Source organism: Chelativorans sp. AA-79 (assembly GCF_029457495.1).
Taxonomy (GTDB): domain Bacteria; phylum Pseudomonadota; class Alphaproteobacteria; order Rhizobiales; family Rhizobiaceae; genus Chelativorans.
Window position 1 is genome coordinate 3,987,539 of sequence record NZ_CP120361.1, and the last position, 16,321, is coordinate 4,003,859.

At 55.3% G+C, this 16,321-nt stretch carries 11 protein-coding genes and 1 pseudogene; 2 read left to right on the forward strand and 10 right to left on the reverse strand.

Going from position 1 to position 16,321, the window contains the following annotated elements; genetic code table 11:
• Positions 1–2: 2 nt before the first annotated feature.
• From PVE73_RS19530 to PVE73_RS19555, 6 genes are all read right to left on the reverse strand, one after another.
• On the reverse strand, positions 3–1,112 hold the full coding sequence (locus PVE73_RS19530; protein ID WP_277363835.1) for a polysaccharide biosynthesis/export family protein: 1,110 nt from the start codon (positions 1,110–1,112) through the stop codon (positions 3–5).
• Between the two features lie 80 nt (positions 1,113–1,192).
• Positions 1,193–1,942 (reverse strand): carbonic anhydrase family protein, encoded by a 750-nt coding sequence (locus tag PVE73_RS19535; RefSeq protein ID WP_277367520.1) that lies wholly within the window; start codon positions 1,940–1,942, stop codon positions 1,193–1,195.
• Between the two features lie 241 nt (positions 1,943–2,183).
• Positions 2,184–2,618 carry a hypothetical protein gene (locus PVE73_RS19540; protein WP_277363836.1) on the reverse strand — a complete coding sequence of 145 codons (435 nt, stop codon included), beginning with the start codon at positions 2,616–2,618 and terminating at the stop codon, positions 2,184–2,186.
• 102 nt (positions 2,619–2,720) lie between these two features.
• Entirely contained in the window at positions 2,721–3,026 is a 306-nt protein-coding gene (locus PVE73_RS19545) for a hypothetical protein (RefSeq protein ID WP_277363837.1), read from the reverse strand.
• 279 nt (positions 3,027–3,305) lie between these two features.
• Entirely contained in the window at positions 3,306–4,160 is an 855-nt protein-coding gene (locus PVE73_RS19550) for a LysR family transcriptional regulator (RefSeq protein WP_277363838.1), read from the reverse strand.
• A 381-nt stretch (positions 4,161–4,541) separates the two neighbouring features.
• Positions 4,542–5,291 carry a winged helix-turn-helix domain-containing protein gene (locus tag PVE73_RS19555; protein WP_277363839.1) on the reverse strand — a complete coding sequence of 250 codons (750 nt, stop codon included), beginning with the start codon at positions 5,289–5,291 and terminating at the stop codon, positions 4,542–4,544.
• 591 nt (positions 5,292–5,882) lie between these two features.
• On the opposite strand from PVE73_RS19555, the gene PVE73_RS19560 reads away from it, so the two are divergent.
• On the forward strand, positions 5,883–6,590 hold the full coding sequence (locus tag PVE73_RS19560) for a site-specific integrase (RefSeq protein ID WP_277363840.1): 708 nt from the start codon (positions 5,883–5,885) through the stop codon (positions 6,588–6,590).
• 699 nt (positions 6,591–7,289) lie between these two features.
• Positions 7,290–8,392 (forward strand): annotated as a pseudogene (locus PVE73_RS19565) (IS3 family transposase).
• On the opposite strand, the gene PVE73_RS19570 reads toward PVE73_RS19565, so the two are convergent.
• From PVE73_RS19570 to PVE73_RS19585, 4 genes are read right to left on the reverse strand one after another with little or no spacing between them, the layout of a single operon-like run.
• Positions 8,382–11,693 (reverse strand): CapA family protein, encoded by a 3,312-nt coding sequence (locus PVE73_RS19570; protein ID WP_277363841.1) that lies wholly within the window; start codon positions 11,691–11,693, stop codon positions 8,382–8,384. The pseudogene PVE73_RS19565 and the gene PVE73_RS19570 sit on opposite strands and share 11 nt — an antisense overlap.
• The gene (locus PVE73_RS19575) at positions 11,680–12,774 is read right to left on the reverse strand and encodes a hypothetical protein (protein ID WP_277363842.1); all 1,095 of its coding nucleotides are present in this window, start codon (positions 12,772–12,774) and stop codon (positions 11,680–11,682) included. Before PVE73_RS19575 ends, PVE73_RS19570 begins: the two co-directional genes overlap by 14 nt.
• 12 nt (positions 12,775–12,786) lie before the next feature.
• On the reverse strand, positions 12,787–14,613 hold the full coding sequence (locus PVE73_RS19580; RefSeq protein ID WP_277363843.1) for a hypothetical protein: 1,827 nt from the start codon (positions 14,611–14,613) through the stop codon (positions 12,787–12,789).
• A gap of 26 nt (positions 14,614–14,639) precedes the next feature.
• Entirely contained in the window at positions 14,640–16,280 is a 1,641-nt protein-coding gene (locus PVE73_RS19585) for a hypothetical protein (RefSeq protein ID WP_277363844.1), read from the reverse strand.
• Positions 16,281–16,321 lie beyond the last annotated feature (41 nt).

Sequence of the window (16,321 nt, forward strand, 5' to 3'; positions counted from 1 at the left end):
ATCTACTCCGCCGGCGGGGATGCGGCGGGCAGCGAGACGCTTTTCTGGAAAACCGTCAAAAGCTTGGCCAGATCCACTATGCGAGCATTGCCGGCGTAGAGGATGTCACCGTCCTGCATCAAGAACCCTTGCATGAGAACGAAATTTGCGACGTCGCGCAGATTGAGGCGATAGATGACGGGCTTCTCAGTTGCGGATGCGCGCGAGGCCGCTTCAGCCGCAACATGGATGTTTGGATTGCGGAAGAGATAGACATTGCGAGCGTCCGCACGGTCATCCAGAAGGCCACCGACACGCCCAATGGCTTTGGCGAGCGTGAGCTTGCCGGTCTCAAATTCGAACTCGCCGTTGCTCTTGAACGCGCCGAGGGCCGTGAAGCTCGAGCCGTTCTTCTCGACCAGAATCCGGTCCTCTGGCATGAGGCGGACGTTTTGGCCGTCATCCGCCAGGAGACAGTCAAGCGGCGCACGCGCCCTGTAAGGGCCGCGAACCAGCGTCACCATTGTCGAACCGGGGGGAGAACCGGGCCCGCCTGCCGATGCGATGGCATCGAGAACCCGCTCTCTCTTGCTGGCGAGCGGAAAGCGGCCGATGGACCGCACATCCCCGTGTACGGTAACGGTACTGGCCGGGCTTTCCACCACCGTGACGACGGCCTGGGGGTTTACCGCGGATCCGCGAAGGCTATCGACGATCCGATTTTGAACAACTTCGGGCGAAGCGCCTTTCACGGGTTGCCGGCCGACAAAAGGAACGGTTACGGAGCCGTCCTGATCGACTGTAAAGCGGCCCAGGTTAAGAACTTTGCTCTCGGTGGGCGATAGTAAACCCGCTTCACCGGTGTCCAAAATGGTGACCTCGATCACGTCGCCCGCCTGTAGGCCATTGCCTCCGGTCTTTGCAGCCTGAAGTCGATCGAACTCGCCACAAGAGGAAGTGGCGGAAGGCATATTCGTGATATCCGGCAAAGCACTTACAAGCTCAAGTACCGGCATCTTTTCATCCGAACCGGGAAGGGTAACACTATAAATATCGCCGACACTGGGGCCGGAGGATGGGCTGGCACATCCAGCGAGAATGATGAACAGTGAAACCGAAAATTGTTTCCGCATCGCTCCTCCAGGCTCGCTCCTGAACGTCTGAAGCGGCTCCACGCGGGTGCCGGCCAGCCGGGAGCGGCCATGCTTGCCGGTCAGGTCGAACTCAAGATGAAGCGCCGATGCGGCAAGACGATCGGTCGCGCATTGTGAGGAATGATGGCCCTGAACCTTGCAATGTCCTCCTCGCTTACCCGCAGCGGTTCCTTGAGGACGATCCAGTCCACGTCCTCGCTGCAGGGCGGAGTGGTCAGAGACCCCTCATAAAGCCAATAGTCGAGGGAGCCGGGTAGCAACCCGCGAGGATCGAAATCATCCACCAGGACGCTGTCGTCCCTATGCGCGGGAAAGGTTCTCGCGAGCCGGGCAAACGCCTCGTTAGCCGCGCCAGCGGCGAAGAACACGGCAAGAACACCGAAAGAGCCAGTTTCGCGATTCTGATGCACGAAATGTGCCTCCATCGGAAAGGCCCGCCCCTTCACGTGGTGCTCGCTCGGGGTGTGGAAATGAAACTGTTTCAGTTCGTAGACTTCGCCGTCGCGATCGAGCGCGCTGCCGGCCGGCACATCGATCTGAATCGTGTGGCCGTTGTTGACCATGGTGCCGTCGCTCTCTTCCCAGTCGAGTTCGAGCTTCGGCAGCTTCGCCGCGATCTCGCCTGCAATATCCAGGGGAGACTGCTGGCTCCCTGTCGCACAGGCGAGATTGTGCGGATCGAGTTCGCCCCAATGTTTCGGCGCCTCGGCTCCGTCATAGCCCCACTCCTCATCCGCAAAGGCAATGCCTGCGCAGGCGGCGCAGCCGCCGAATGCCATCAGAGACTTGATGAAAAGACGCCGTTCAATCATCGCATGATCCAATTGTCAGAGGAGGTTTACAACAAGGGCTACACGCAGGATAAGCTCGGTAGTCCGATGAACGTCCGGCAAAGCAAATCGCACAAAGCCGTATGCCGCATCAGGGCAGCATACATGTGATTGCAGCATGCTGATGCATGCATACCTACATAAGGTTGCGTGCTGTTAAATCCCGTATCAACATTGCTCGTGCGCTCTCCCATACTGCATCATTTCCGGCGTTTACAGATCAGGCGCGGCTGTAGGCCGTTCCATCGAAGACATAGATGACCGGGCAAGGCCAGAAGCGGCTCATGCCCCTCGCATGATCCAACGCCTCGACAAAGCTGCAGGGATCCCCGCTCCGTTTCGAGATAAAGAGATGATCAGGCAACGGATCTTGCTCAACGGCATGCTTGCCCAAATGAGCAATTGCCGCCAAACGCCTCGTCTGAAACCCCGGTGGCGTACCCAACGGCACGGCTGAAGGAGGTGTCTTCCATGCGCGAAAGACCACACTGTATGGCTGGCCTGCCCGTGCGATGGTCAACACAACCATGAAGTGCCTGCCGGGCAGCATCGCGTGAAGCTCCTGTATGGCGGTGGCGCAGAACATGTCCTGCCCTATCCACGATGACAGCCATGCGTCTCTTACGCGCGGGTCAAGGGAGATGATTGCTGCCACGGCTGCATCCTTTTGGTGTAATCCGGGCCTCCCACAACAACTGCCCGGCCGCTGGTTGCAAAACTCCGCTTCCAGGACGAGTGCCTTCAGTCGCCCAGAGCACTATGGAAGCGGACCGATCTGTTCTTTCCCTGGGATCAGATCGTCTATGGGACACCAGCCGATAAGGCGCTGTCCCTCGCCCAAATGCATTGGCGAAATGATGGCTCCGTTCCTCTCATCCGGCAGATGGTCGAACCAGCCCGTCGCGTTGCAGCCCTGCACCTTCGCCAGAAACCGTGATCGGTCGCCGGTCTTCAGCAGGTCCGGCGGATCGTCCCACAATGGAAAGTCATTCAGGTAGTCTGCCGGGAAGCAGTTTACCTGTCCGCTCTCCATATACATTACCGCTACGACAAAAGTATCCATCTCCCCTTTCGGCACTTTCGGCAGAACTGAAGCTGGCCTATACCTAATCCTAATCGGCTTTTCTATAATTCTTTCCGAATCTCGCATTACGGAACCTGGTGTCCTGTTTCAACAAACGCAGGAGCGAACCGCTCCGCACCAGCGGACGAAAGATCAAGACGTCGCGACACGAGAGTAGCGCCAATACCACCTGTCTTCCGGCCTCCTTGGGCATTCATGTAAGCACACCTTGTTGTTGAGGCTATTCGAATGGCCCATAGTCCTGCGGCGCAGAGGACATTATACCATATATTCAGATATTGCTTCAAATATCCTGCATGCCTTTTTAAATTGGACCTTTTTCTTATTATAAAACATGCCAAATCTTATGCAGCTCTTTCCGGTGATACCCGCCACAGCTCTGATTGCATGAGCCGGAAGGGTATCCAAGGCAAACTTTGGAACGGTTGTGCACCCAAGCCCAGCTGACACCAGATGCATTCGAACAAGGTTGTCATCGGCACGGCCGGCAACCTTGTAAGGAATCTGCGCTTCTCGAAGCGACCGTTCGGCATAGTAGGAGTAAGGAGAAAGAGTGGCCTCGAGAACAACCGGGATCGGCGCGGAGCGGCCGTCGCCCAGTCTGGGTCCAAAGGCATGGGAGGCCACCCACACCAATGGAACGTCGACCATGAGATCAACCTCACCCTCATGGTGGAAAAGAGGGCGCATAACGATGTCCAGTTCGCCATCGTTGAACATCCCCGCAACACCCGACGGGCGACCAATTCGGATCTCGAATTCCTTGTCCAAATCCATATAACGAGAGATGTTGCTGCAGTGGCGTGCAGCCAGATAGTCGCAGAGGCCCAGCCGCAACTTGCCCATTTCCTTGCCGAGCGAGATGCACCGCATCGTCTCCACGGGCTCCATCATAGCGAAGATAAGGCGGGCAATTTCGTCCGAGCACACCGTCATCTTGGTGCCGTTGCGGGCTATGATTGGAATGCCCGAAAGCTTTTCGAAGCGTGCAACTTGCTGCGATACGGCCGACTGGGATATGCCGATACGTTCAGCAGCAACCGTTACGCTCCTGCTCGCAAGAACTTCTCGGACACATCGTATTGTCCCGAGTGACAACCGCTCAAGGCTCATCGTCGCGCTCCCTGTCTTTTCCTAAGGGGACATCGTCAGCCGCCACCGGATACCTATTTCCCGGGGAATGACTCTTTCTTGATGGAAAGCGATCTACGCCCACTAACGATCAAAGTTCAAAGAGGTATACTTAACTACCGCCGTATACACAGTTACAATTGGATTCACGAGCACATGCACACGGTGAACATTGTTTAACAATGCACACAACAAGTTACCGAGCTCGGAGGCGTAAGCCCCTACATCGTGCGCGTACTGGATTTACGATCACCCGCCGACAGATCACGGGATTCTGCAGAGACCCCGTGCAAGCGCGTCTCTATCGACTGCACCTTCTCCAGTTACCATCCTGCCGCACGCCGGTCAGGCGGCCCATTCGTCTCATACGCTGCTGCTCTCCAGCGCCGGAGACACAGTAAACATTGGTGGATCCAGCTCACAGAGATGTGTCTCCCGCAGAAGCGAGAAGCCATGGCTACGATGCGTCGCAATGATGTTCCCTAGCTCCGGCGCCTCGGTTTCGAGTTTTTTTCTAAGGCGGTGGACGAGAACATCGAGGCGCTTGTCCGTCAGTGAAAGGTCATCGTCCCAAAGGAAGCGCTCGACTTCATGCCGCGAAGCCCTCCGGTACGGAGCCTCTGCCAGACAGGCAAGGAACCAGCACTCTAACGTAGTCAGCCGCACGACGGGGCCTCCGGAGATCATCAGGAGCTGCCGCCCCTTGTCCAGGGCCAGAGCAGACGGCGCCTCCGGGAAACGGGCGGCAAGACGCTGCAGCACAGCTTTCAACTCGTCATAGCTGACCGGCTTCGCCAGGTAGACGTCCACACCTGCCTTCAACGCCTCGAGGCGCTCCTGAGCTCCCGTATTCGCCATCAAGGCAACGATGCGCACCTGCTTGCGTATAGCCAGTTGCCTTATTGTGGACAGCCATTCGTTTGCGCATGTTTCCAAGTCAAGAACAAGAATACAGCGAGCGCTCGATGCAACCATACAATCAAGTTCTTCCTTTGTTTCAGCGAGAGACACAGGAAACCCTACCAACTGCAAGGCAAGCTGCATGTCATGCCAAAGACTGCGATCTTCTCTAATGAATATTATTTTCAAGTTTTCTTGAATATAATGCTTCATGACATTCTCCCATTTCGATTGGCCCAACTGCTCTCAACAGCACGGGCATCCACTTCGGATAAACGCGTGTATATCAGCTATATGTCCATATATACGTCGAACTTAAGCAACTCGACAGGACGTTATTTCCAATTTTCCTGGTAAAACATATCTCGCACCTGCAAGAATCCTTCGATATCATGACCAGGAACCCACTCCTCTTCCCCTCGGCCAGGACGCCGAACCTTTCGGCGCGCTCAAGTGCTCCGGAACCAGGAAGTTATCGCAAACCAAATCGTATCTTCTGACCTCTCCATCCATACGAAGCTCCCGGCATATCAGAGGATCAAGGCAGAATACCCCCAAGGGCGATATCTAGAACTATCAATGAAATCAGTATGATACATGCCATACCCGCCAGATCGATCAAAAAGAACAGGATTGCGATCCCTCTCATATCCATCTCCGATTGACACACGCAACGGTGTTACACTATTGCTGATTTTGTAACTTATACGCGAACTCTCGTGACAATCGAGACTAAGCAGGAAACACGGGGATGGGGATGCAGGCGTGGTGTATAGCAAGCGGCGTGTCGAGCGGGGATAGTCAATGATCGACAAGTACGGAAACAGGAAATATCTTACTTCTATGGAGAGGCGCCGCTTCCTACAGCATTCAATGGAAGAAGATCTCCCGGTTCAACTGTTCTGTCGCACCCTTCTGGAAACAGGATGCCGTATTTCCGAAGCTCTTAACCTAACTTTTCGTAATATCGACCTCGAAGAGGATATTGTTGTCATACGAAGCCTAAAAAAAAGGGAAAAGATCCGCTACAGGATAGTGCCTATTTCCTCGGGAACGGCCACTCTCTTTGTAACCGCAAAGGAAAGTACACCGGAATCCCAATACGATGATCCCATCTGGTCCTGGAGTCGTATGACTGGTTACAGATATATATGCTCAGTGATGTCTGCCGCCGGCATCAAGGGACAGCAGGCCAGCCCCAAGGGCCTGCGGCATGGCTTTGCCGTCGCGGCTCTCGAAGCCGGGGTACCCATGAACCTTGTTCAGCGCTGGCTTGGGCACGCTCACTGGAGCACTACCGCCATCTATGCGGATGTCGTAGGCCCGGAAGAGCGTGGCTTTGCCGAGCGTCTTTGGCAGGCAACAGGCGCTCCTTCAACGGCGATGACTCGCGCGCAAGCCGTAGGGGGCCAACCGGCAACGCAAGCCGTATTGATGACCCGAGACAGAGTGCAAACTGGGCGTCCTGCCGATGCGACTCCTCCCTTTCGCACCGGTGTACTGGTGGGCTAGTCAGGTACAGATACCGATTTTCCGCGCCATGTTCTTTGTCTTCAAGACAGAGAATGCATCGCACCGAGGCAGCGTCCTGGAAGCGCGCATAAGCTGAGCGCGACGCTTATGAACGCAGATAGGTCCGCGATCTTAAACATGTCGTCTCACCCTTGGCTGGAGCAGTGTTGGCTGAACATACGCCGCTGTAACCAGCCCTAATGCGGCCACAATCCGCTTAATATCCTACATTTGCTTTGATACACCGATTGCATCGAGAAGGCAGTCGGTTTTTTGGCTGTGGACCACCCACCTTACATAGGTGCGGCTGGGTCGGGAGGAAGGCTGGCTTCTCCTGTGGAACCATCATAACCAAATGGCCGGCATAAATGCCTGAGATGCGCCCCTATTTTCCACTTCTTGCAGAATGCAACACATGGTTGTGTGTGCCAAAATGCAGCAGAGCCAGATTCAACTCTCATATCCTTTATCCACATGGACTACGGATGATGTCTTGACAGCATTTTACACAACGTATAGGTGAAATGTTACAAAATCAGCAATAGTGTAACAGGGATTAACACCAAGTTACCAAAGCTTTCATAGGGCTTTGCTAAGTGGATTGCGGTTGGGTCACGTGTCCGTCGTCGGAGATGACGTGCTCCCCTGAAATGTCCTCGCTTTGTGGTTAGTCTGCTCTTGGAGAGAGGGAGACTGGCAATGAAGCGATCGCGCTTTTCGGACGAGCAGATATCGGCATTCTGAAGGAACACCAGGCCGGGCTGTCGGCGACGGATCTGTGCCGCAAATACGGGATCAGCGACGCGACGTTCTACACCTGGCGCAAGAAGTATGGCGGCATGGAGGTGTCGGAGGCCAAGCGGCTGAAGGCGCTGGAGGAGGAGAATGCGCGCCTGAAGAAGCTTCTGGTGGAGCAGATGATGGATGCGTCGACGCTGCGCGAGATGCCGGCAAAAACGCCCGGTTCGAGGAGGACGGCCGTGGGCTGGGCCATTGAAGAGAGGGGATATTCCCAACGCCGTGCGTGCGGTCTGGTGGGCATTGCGCCGCGCGTCTACCGCTACCGCTCGTCGCGGCCGGACGATGCCGGCCTGCGCCAGAGGCTACGCGAGCTGGCGGCGCAGCGCCGGCGCTTCGGCTATCGCCGGCTGCACCTGCTCTTGAGGCAGGAGGGCGTGACGGTGAACTGGAAGAAGCTCTATCGGCTCTACAAGGAGGAGCGGCTGACCGTGCGCAAGCGCGGCGGCCGTAAGCGAGCGCTCGGCACGAGAGCACCGATGGCGATCCCGCAGGCCCCCAACCAGCGCTGGAGCCTCGACTTCGTCTCCGACACGCTGACCGACGGCAGGCGCTTCCGCATCCTGTGCGTCATCGACGACTTCAGCCGCGAATGCCTGGCAGCGGTGGTCGACAGCTCGCTGTCCGGCGAGCGGATTGCTCGCGAACTCGACCGCATTGCCGAGCGGCGCGGCTATCCCTGCATGATCGTCTCCGACAACGGCACCGAGCTGACCTCGAATGCGATTCTGGCCTGGCAGGAGGAGCGGCAGGTCGAATAGCACTACATCGCGCCGGGCAAGCCGATGCAAAACGGTCTGGTGGAGAGCTTCATCGGGCGGCTCAGGGACGAGTGCCTCAATGAGCGGCTGTTCACCAGCTACCGGCACGCCGGCGACAGCATCGAGGAATGGAGGATCGATTACAATCTGAACCGACCGCATACGAGCCTCGACGGGCTCACCCCGCACGAATTTGCAACCCGGTCCAGAATGGACCACAACGTGAACAGGGCTAACCTATAGGCGGGGACAAAGCGGGGAGCACGTCAAAATCATTGGGTGCCTTGTTTGCACATCCTGTAATTGAGAGCGACGAAAACAGCTTCGACCAAGAATGAGCCGTCAGACTAGGGGAAAATCGCGCAGCATCTTGTCTAGCTTGGGAAGAAAGTAAGCGATGCAGCGTCTCATCCTCCAATACGCCCACTATGTATTGCGCGAGTGCCTTCTCATCACCGAAAGGTACAAGAAATCCATTGTAACCATGACGGATAAGGGCGCGAGGACCATAGCGCACATCAAATGCGATCGCAGGACAGCCATGGCAGAGGCTTTCCATTATAGTAAGTGAAAATGCTTCAGCCTGACTTGTAAGAATAGTCAACCCCGCCCCTTCATAAACAGACGCTGTCTCCTGAGCCCAGCCGTTAAGAAAAACATTTGATCCTAGATGTAAGTCTTTCACAAGTTTTTCTAATGCAGGCAGTGTTGGATCTCCGGGGTTGCCAAAACCGTAGCAATGTAAGGTTGCATTAGGAACCTGATTGACGACCAGTCTAAAGGCGCGAATGGCACTATTATGCTCCTTCTCTGGAGAATAGCGCGCTAGATAAACAACCTTATATCGATCTCTCCGCTCAAAGCAACCAGGTGTAGTTTGGCTATTGTAAGCATGACCAATAACATCAATAGGAGCCGGGCCATAGCGATTTACTATATCGGTTTTCTGCTCCTCAGTCAGCGTAACTATCGCATCTGGTCGCCTGATGTCCTTAAGAATCTCGATGTAGTTTCTGTTTTCCCGACCATCTTCAACCCGACGATGATCACGGGTATGCAACGCGTGCACTACGGGAATAACCGTTATCTTCCCTTTATCAGGTTGCATATCTCTAACATCAACCGCGGGCGCGTATAGTATCCTGCTTTTATCTACAATAAAAACATGATGTAAATCGTCCTCGTTAACGAACTCATTCAGCCAAAGCCTCATCAATTCGCTCTCATCCTTTACCCTGGAACAAAGATGCCCATTTTCTTCGACGACCTGTATGTGATCGATATTTCCTTGATCTTTGGTATAACTTTTAATGAGTGCAATTGAGCCCCCCGGACGTAAAAAGATCTCCTGTACAACGCGCGCGCTCTTCCCGTCCAGCATCTGTATACAACTCAGAAACCCCCGGAAGTCATAGACATCGCGTCGCCACTTGAAATTGTCATGAAAGTGATTCACATATCCAATTCTGCCGGTGTCCTTTCGGCGGGCGACGTACATCAATTTTCGACCATCTCGTGTGAAAACCCGATGATCGTCAGTGTTGGGTACGGCTCTCCATTCCTGCTCCGGATGCAACTCTGGCCGCAGGAGATCGGCAGAAAGATGCCTGTCAGCATCGAAGCTGTCAGCGCTTTGGTAATCGTCATACATGTTGCGAAAAAGGACGCCATCAGGCAATTGCCCAGTAGCTCGAAGATATTCCTCCACTCTCCTTAGTTGAGGATTGTATCTACTTGTAAGGACATAGGGTGAAATTCCCAGCTCTCGCGAGAATAGGGCAACACGAAGTATCGACGCATTCTCTACACCGGTGCGCTGCCAGCCCATATCAACGTTAAGAAAGCTAAACCTGCATCTACTGATCGGCACGGGTTGCCGTTGGTCTCGACTGATCGCTGACCGAGCGAAGGAAGGACGTCGGATAGGGCTTGGCGATGGAAGCTCGATATGAACGGTACGGTTCGGTACGCAAACGGGATCCGTTTTTCCGTCCCGACCCACCAGGCAAACCTCAAATAGCAAGTCAGTACTGCGAATGGCTTTGGAGGTTGGTGGACGAAGACCGAAATAATCGCGATAGATTTGCTGCGGCTGCCACTTGGACGTGGGTAGCATCCAATCACATGGGTCATGATCCATACCGGCACCCCAAACAACCGGGGAGCCTGCGTCCTTGGAGACAGCTCTAATGTCGAGTCGCCAATTATCCACCAGCTTTTCTTCGCAGATCCAAAAGCTTTCCACCCAAACCATTGCTCTACCGGTCAGATCTCGCGGTCTGCAACGAAGACCAAGAAGAGTAAGTGGGCCTATGCGAAGGGGCTCCTCCAACCGTGCATCTGCCGGAACATCGACAACAGTCCACTCACTCCTGATGTCGATCTCAGCGAGTGCGGACGCAATTTCAGCGTCCGGCGCCCTATGGTGCTTTGGGGGCGGTGTCCGCGCGACCGTTAGATCGTCTTCTTGCTCACGAATTATAAGCTTCGCCGCCCCGTCTTCCTGAAGTGCAAGGTCAGTGCCAAGCTGCAGGCAAAGGTCGCGGAACGCGACACTGGTCTTGGCAGCTCGATCCGGCGGCAGTTGATAGGTTCTGCCGAAGGCAGTGCGTATCGGAACAAAGCTGACGGCGTGAATACCCTTTCGATCGAGATGCAGTCTGAATACGCCGGCGCCTCGTTCGGGTAGCTTAGAATCGAACAACAGGTCACCCGCATCGTGAATAATTGGCTTGCCCTTATAAACCTCGATGCCCTGCAGAACGTGGGCAGAAGCCCCTAATATTGCGTCAGCACCTGCATCAATGATCGCATGGCCAATTGCAATTTCCGCATCGTCCGGCATCGTTGCCCAGTTATTTCCCCAATGGACTGCTACCAGAACGATATCAGCATTGGTGCGCGCTTCTGCAATTAGCGCCTTGAGAGTTTGCAGCCAGATCTCAGGTTTTTTGGGATCGAGGTAGGCAATTCCGGGGGAATTATCAGTTGCTGCAAAACGATGTTGGGTCGAATCAACGGAGAACAAGGCAACTTTGAATGGTCCGGCTTGTGAATAAGCGGGACTGAAAGCTTCCGAGATATTAAGACCTGAACCTGCGAATTTCAGGCCGAATGTCCGGAGCCAGTACGCCTGCTCCACGAGAGCCTCATCGCCATAGTCACCAGAGTGATTATTTGCTACGGCAACCATTTGAACGCCAGCGTGGCGGAGAATTTGAAGCATCTCGGGGCGAGCACGATAGTAGTAAGGACCGGGCTCCCCTTTTTCTATCTCATATCTCCCTTTTGTCGATACGACACACTCAAGATTTACAATACTCAAATCTGCCGATTTCAGGGCATTTATATCCAGAACCTTTTCCTCGCCAACCTCTTTCGTTATATAGTGCTGCCGCCTACCCAAATTGACATCTCCACCCCACGCAATAATTACATCGGAAGGGTGGGGAGTCACATGCCGCGCTGGAACATCCAGACTTTCTTGCCTGCGCTCAGCCTTGTCTAAGATTCTGAAATTATAAGAGTATTCAATATTTTTCATTTAGCCCTTCCGTGACAATCATAAAGGAGCGATCACGCCAATACTTGGTTGCTGCGGGGTCATCCTTCACTTCAGGAGGCAAACGCGGGATTCGTATTTCCGAATTATGTCGCACGGTCCTGCTGGTGTTGCCCGAAATGGCGCTGAAAGTCTGCAGGCCATCCATCTCCTTCCACGCGGTCAAAATCAAAGTATGCCCCCCAACACCGACCGTAGCTATGGATACAATGCTTCCGGGTGGCAGGCGCCTACGCCGTTCCTCCGGTGTCCACCCTGCTATTTCCTCGAACCCGTAGGCGTGGGCACCAATTTTACGATAATAGCGAAACAGGAAACGACCGTTGATTTCGCGGTCGCGCACTGCAGGTGCGGTCCGTCCCGCTGCCTCTTGAATATGAGCAGCGAATTCGGAGCACCATGCCACCTGCGCCAGGTCTGAATACGCCCGAAAATCTATGTTACCCAGTTCGTCGTAGGCAGCGGTGAGCACCGGATTCTCATCGAGCTCGTAGAACAGGTTTTTGAAGATGGGTATAGCGCGCGACAGGTCGAGGACTTTGTAGCCATCAGCTGTTGAATATCGCGCAGGTGCAAATTCTGCAGGCTGAATTGTGCGCTCGTTGAGAGCCGACACGGTAGCCTCTGTATTCAACAGCCAGTTTCCGCCGCGCCGCACCTGGACCGCGAAGTTCTCTTCAACCAGGTCGTTCGGCATCCGATATACAATAGCAATTTTACGCCAGCATATATCGCAGCCACCCGTACTTGCCGCCACTGCTGAAGGAGAGGTACTTGAATTAAGCTCGATGCGCTCCGACCAACTAAATATCCGCTCGTCATCATTTTGCGTTGTCTTGGCGACCCGCCACGCTTCGGGCAGCCCTTGCTGAACATGCAATGTCTCCCAATCAACGTCCTCATCCGGTGATGCGCCGTAAAATACAACCATCATCTCAACAGGAATGATGTCGTCGGTTGTTTTCACAACCAATTCGGACATATGGGTTCTTGCGTCTGCACTTTGCCATCCCATGCAAAACGCCAAGGATAAAACAATGAATATAGATGCTTTACCCTGCATATTTTCCTCCATTCACGGGATTGCAGATGGGTCTGGTGAGTAGGCACGCAGGAGTTTTGGTGCCATATTTGCCGCTCCATTGTAGTTGGAAATCGAGAAGCGGCGTTCGAACTCGAACAGTCGCGCACTGAGCTCGGCAGCGCGCGGAGTGACACTCTGCAAGGCGGGCCGTATCTTTGCCGCCTTCTGGAGAGCGTCGTGCAATTCCTTGCTGGTCCTAGGAGAGAGCGGCCAGCCGGCGCCCACCGGCTCCAGGCACCAACCGGCCCAATGATGAAGGCAATACTGGCCACTCTGCCTCTTATAGAGCGATTGTGCATTCAGCCACGGCAGCGTCAACTGCACAGGCAGATCATCCAGCACATGAACTAAATCATCCCATATGTCGCGGAGATGCTCCACGCACTGAATTTGCTTTTCATCGGCGATCGATCGGAGAAGCATGTCGCACATGTCGGGCTTCAAACGCGCCCTTAGATCCGGGCGCGAGCGGCGGTATTTCTCTATCAAGGTCGGGGACGGATCGTGGCTCAACAACTGAATGCGGAGTGCACCGGCAGCTTGGCCATGTGCCGCGTTTTCCATCCGCTCAGCTTGAGGCTCCCAACGCATAAGGTGGCAGAGATAGCCCTTCACCTTGGTCTCACCGAGCCACTCGAACGTCGGCAAGGAAGGCCCTTCCACATTCAACAGATCTGCCTCCTGTTGAGCAAGGGCATCCCGCGTATGATTGAACAGCTTAACCAGATAGCCACTCGGGCCGTCACTTGGATCACCACCACTCGTGATCGAGACGAAAAAGACACTGACGTTGCCGCACTCCATCGCACTCATGCGGATGGTCCAGTCGCCCTGGATCACACCTTCCCGAGATTCCACCAGCTTCCGTATCCAGCGCACTCGGTTCGCTTCCAGCGAAAGATCACCGAATGGGCTGTTGCGCGGAAGCTGGCTGGGCCAAGGTACATCAGGCAGAAACAGCGCCATCGCCTGGCTGCGCTGCCGCACCAGACCGCGCAGGTTCAGCACGATGCTGGCGCTCTGCTGCAGTGCCAGGCGCATGACAAAGAGCGCGATGAAGCTGATATACAGCATAGGCATGACGCCGCGCCAATGCGCATAGATCAGCCAGCCAAGGGCGCAAAAGAAGCCCGCGTTCGCGTAAACACCCAGCACCCATCCGAGCGACTTGGAAATCCAGTGCCGCGTCGGGCGCGAGCAGATGGCAGCACACCAAGTGGCCGTTCCGAACAAGATGCTCCAGCCCAGGAACAGAAACGGCAGGGCAGGATACAGCAGGAACAGCAGCGATAACGCAACGGCAACGAAACACGCGTCGGCGAGGCAGCGCACGAGCTTTCTATAGAGTTGCTCGGCGACTTCACGCTGGTTGTTGAACAACCCAGTCTTGCCGCTCGCCGATCTTTGTTTGCCGGCGCCGTGCATACAGAGCCAGCCAATCGCCTTCTCGGACGCCAGGTGGAGCAGATATGCCAACACGGCCGTAAAGCCGAGAATGAGAACCTGATCTTGCTGAGACAGGACGCCTACCGTTTCGGGCATCAGCCTTGGCTCCGCCCCCGACAGCACAACCAGCACCTTCCAAGGAAGCCATATAGTTGCAAAGAACAATATCTGAGAGACAAGCACCAGAAGCACGATAGCGCTGAAGTGAAGCGGCGTCCGACGCAAGATCGCGGCAACGAGCGAAAGATAGGATGGCAAACGATGGATGCCGGGAGAGGATCGCTCAGGCCCACGCAGACTTCGCAAGCTCCAGCCTGTTTCAGCGTTAACCTGCCGCGGATGCAACGCGGGCGTTTCCACTCTCGTCTTCATCGGATGACTTGATGCGACCATCGACCTTAAGCCGCCACATCCCGCGTGCCGAGGGGCAGCACCTCGGGCTCTCTCTCAAGGAATCTCAAATATGCGGCATAGCCGGACAAGTAATGCTCCACGTCGTCGATGCGTACGCGGAAAGCATGGTGCCGGATGAAGAAACTGCCGACGATCCGCGCCGGATTTTTGTAGAACATCGCCAGTTCGGGCCAAAAATGCCCATTCAGCAGGTAGTTCGCGCGGGTATGCAGCGCGCGGTAGAACTTGTCCAAATCGACCTCATAAAGGAGATGCCCGTGCTCACGGTCGGCCTGAAGCCGCTCGAGCATCTTCTGCGCCGCCATCATGAGTTCGAGAAGCGTGGGGAACGTTGTTATTCGCTCGATCACGAAGTCGAGGTGGTCTGCGAAGTTCTTGATGCCAAACCTGAAATATTCCTCGCGCGGCCTGTAGCGCGTAAGCTCGTTGACGCAATAGGAAAGCCAGTGATCATGCGCCTTCCAATGCTCGGCTTCGATGAAGTATGCGAAGGCTTTCTCGACCGCCGCCAGCCATCGCGGGTCGCCGGTCAGGCCGTATAGGCGCATCAGTCCGAACGCCGCCTCACCATCGTAATATATGGTGCGAAACTCGTCTTTTCGCGAAAGGGACGGATAATTTAAGACGTGGAAAAACTTCCCTGTACTTTGATCCTGCATATGCAGGATGCCCTGCGCGAGCTTCTCGAGAAGCCCGGCGTATTTATCCGTATCCATCAGCTCGCAATATTTCACCAGCGCGAGCAGGCACACAGCGTTTCCGCCCAGCTTTATCTCGGCATTCTCTTCCACCAGGAACGCCGCACGCTTATCGCCGATGTCGACTTCCTTTATAAGGGCGCCGGTCAGATATCCGACTGCTCGATCGATGGCGGACTTCAATTCCGGACCGCGGATCACCTCCCACGCGTCCAGCATGGCGAACACGGTGCTGGCGTGCCGCAAGCTGTTGTATGTGTTGATCTCTCGGTCAAAGCACGGATGCCAGCCGTAGTGAAAGCGGCCATCGGCCTTGACCTGGGTCACCAGATAGTCGCTTCCGCTCTTGATCAGATCCCTGACCTGTCCTAGCGTCAAGGGGCCCGGATCGCGCCGGCCGCCGTCTCGGCCAGGGCCGTTGAGAATATAGACCTCATCGGACCCGACAGAAGCGAAGGCGCCCCTTGCGGAGAACACATGCACTTCGCCATGACTTGGGAAATCCAGACCGGGGAGTTTGTGGCGCAGGGCCGCATAGCGGCGGAAGTTGCCGGCGTTCAGGACGGCATGGCGCGTTGCGCCTCCCTCGTAGAGCATTGCGTTGCCGTTCAACTCGGTCTCCAGAAACGCGTGCCGAAATGCGCGATCCAGCGAAATGCCATAGCGGAAATAATTGCGTTTGGTGGCGATCAGACGCATCTGCAGATCGAGCCATGTGGTTTGTTCTGCAGCGTCGACCCAATCCACGCGCAACCACCGAGGCTCCATCTTCTTTGCCTTCACGAGGCGGGCAAGGCGCTGGACGCCCTGCCGCCACACGGACGCGAAGTCCCTACCGGAGGCAGTCGTAACCTCTGCGCGCTTCCGGCCGTCGCTCACCGAAAAGAAGAGAACGCACGCAGGATAGGGCTCGGCGAGCGTGGCCATATGCTTCTGAACTTGCGGTCTCAGGCGCATAAGGAGATGCG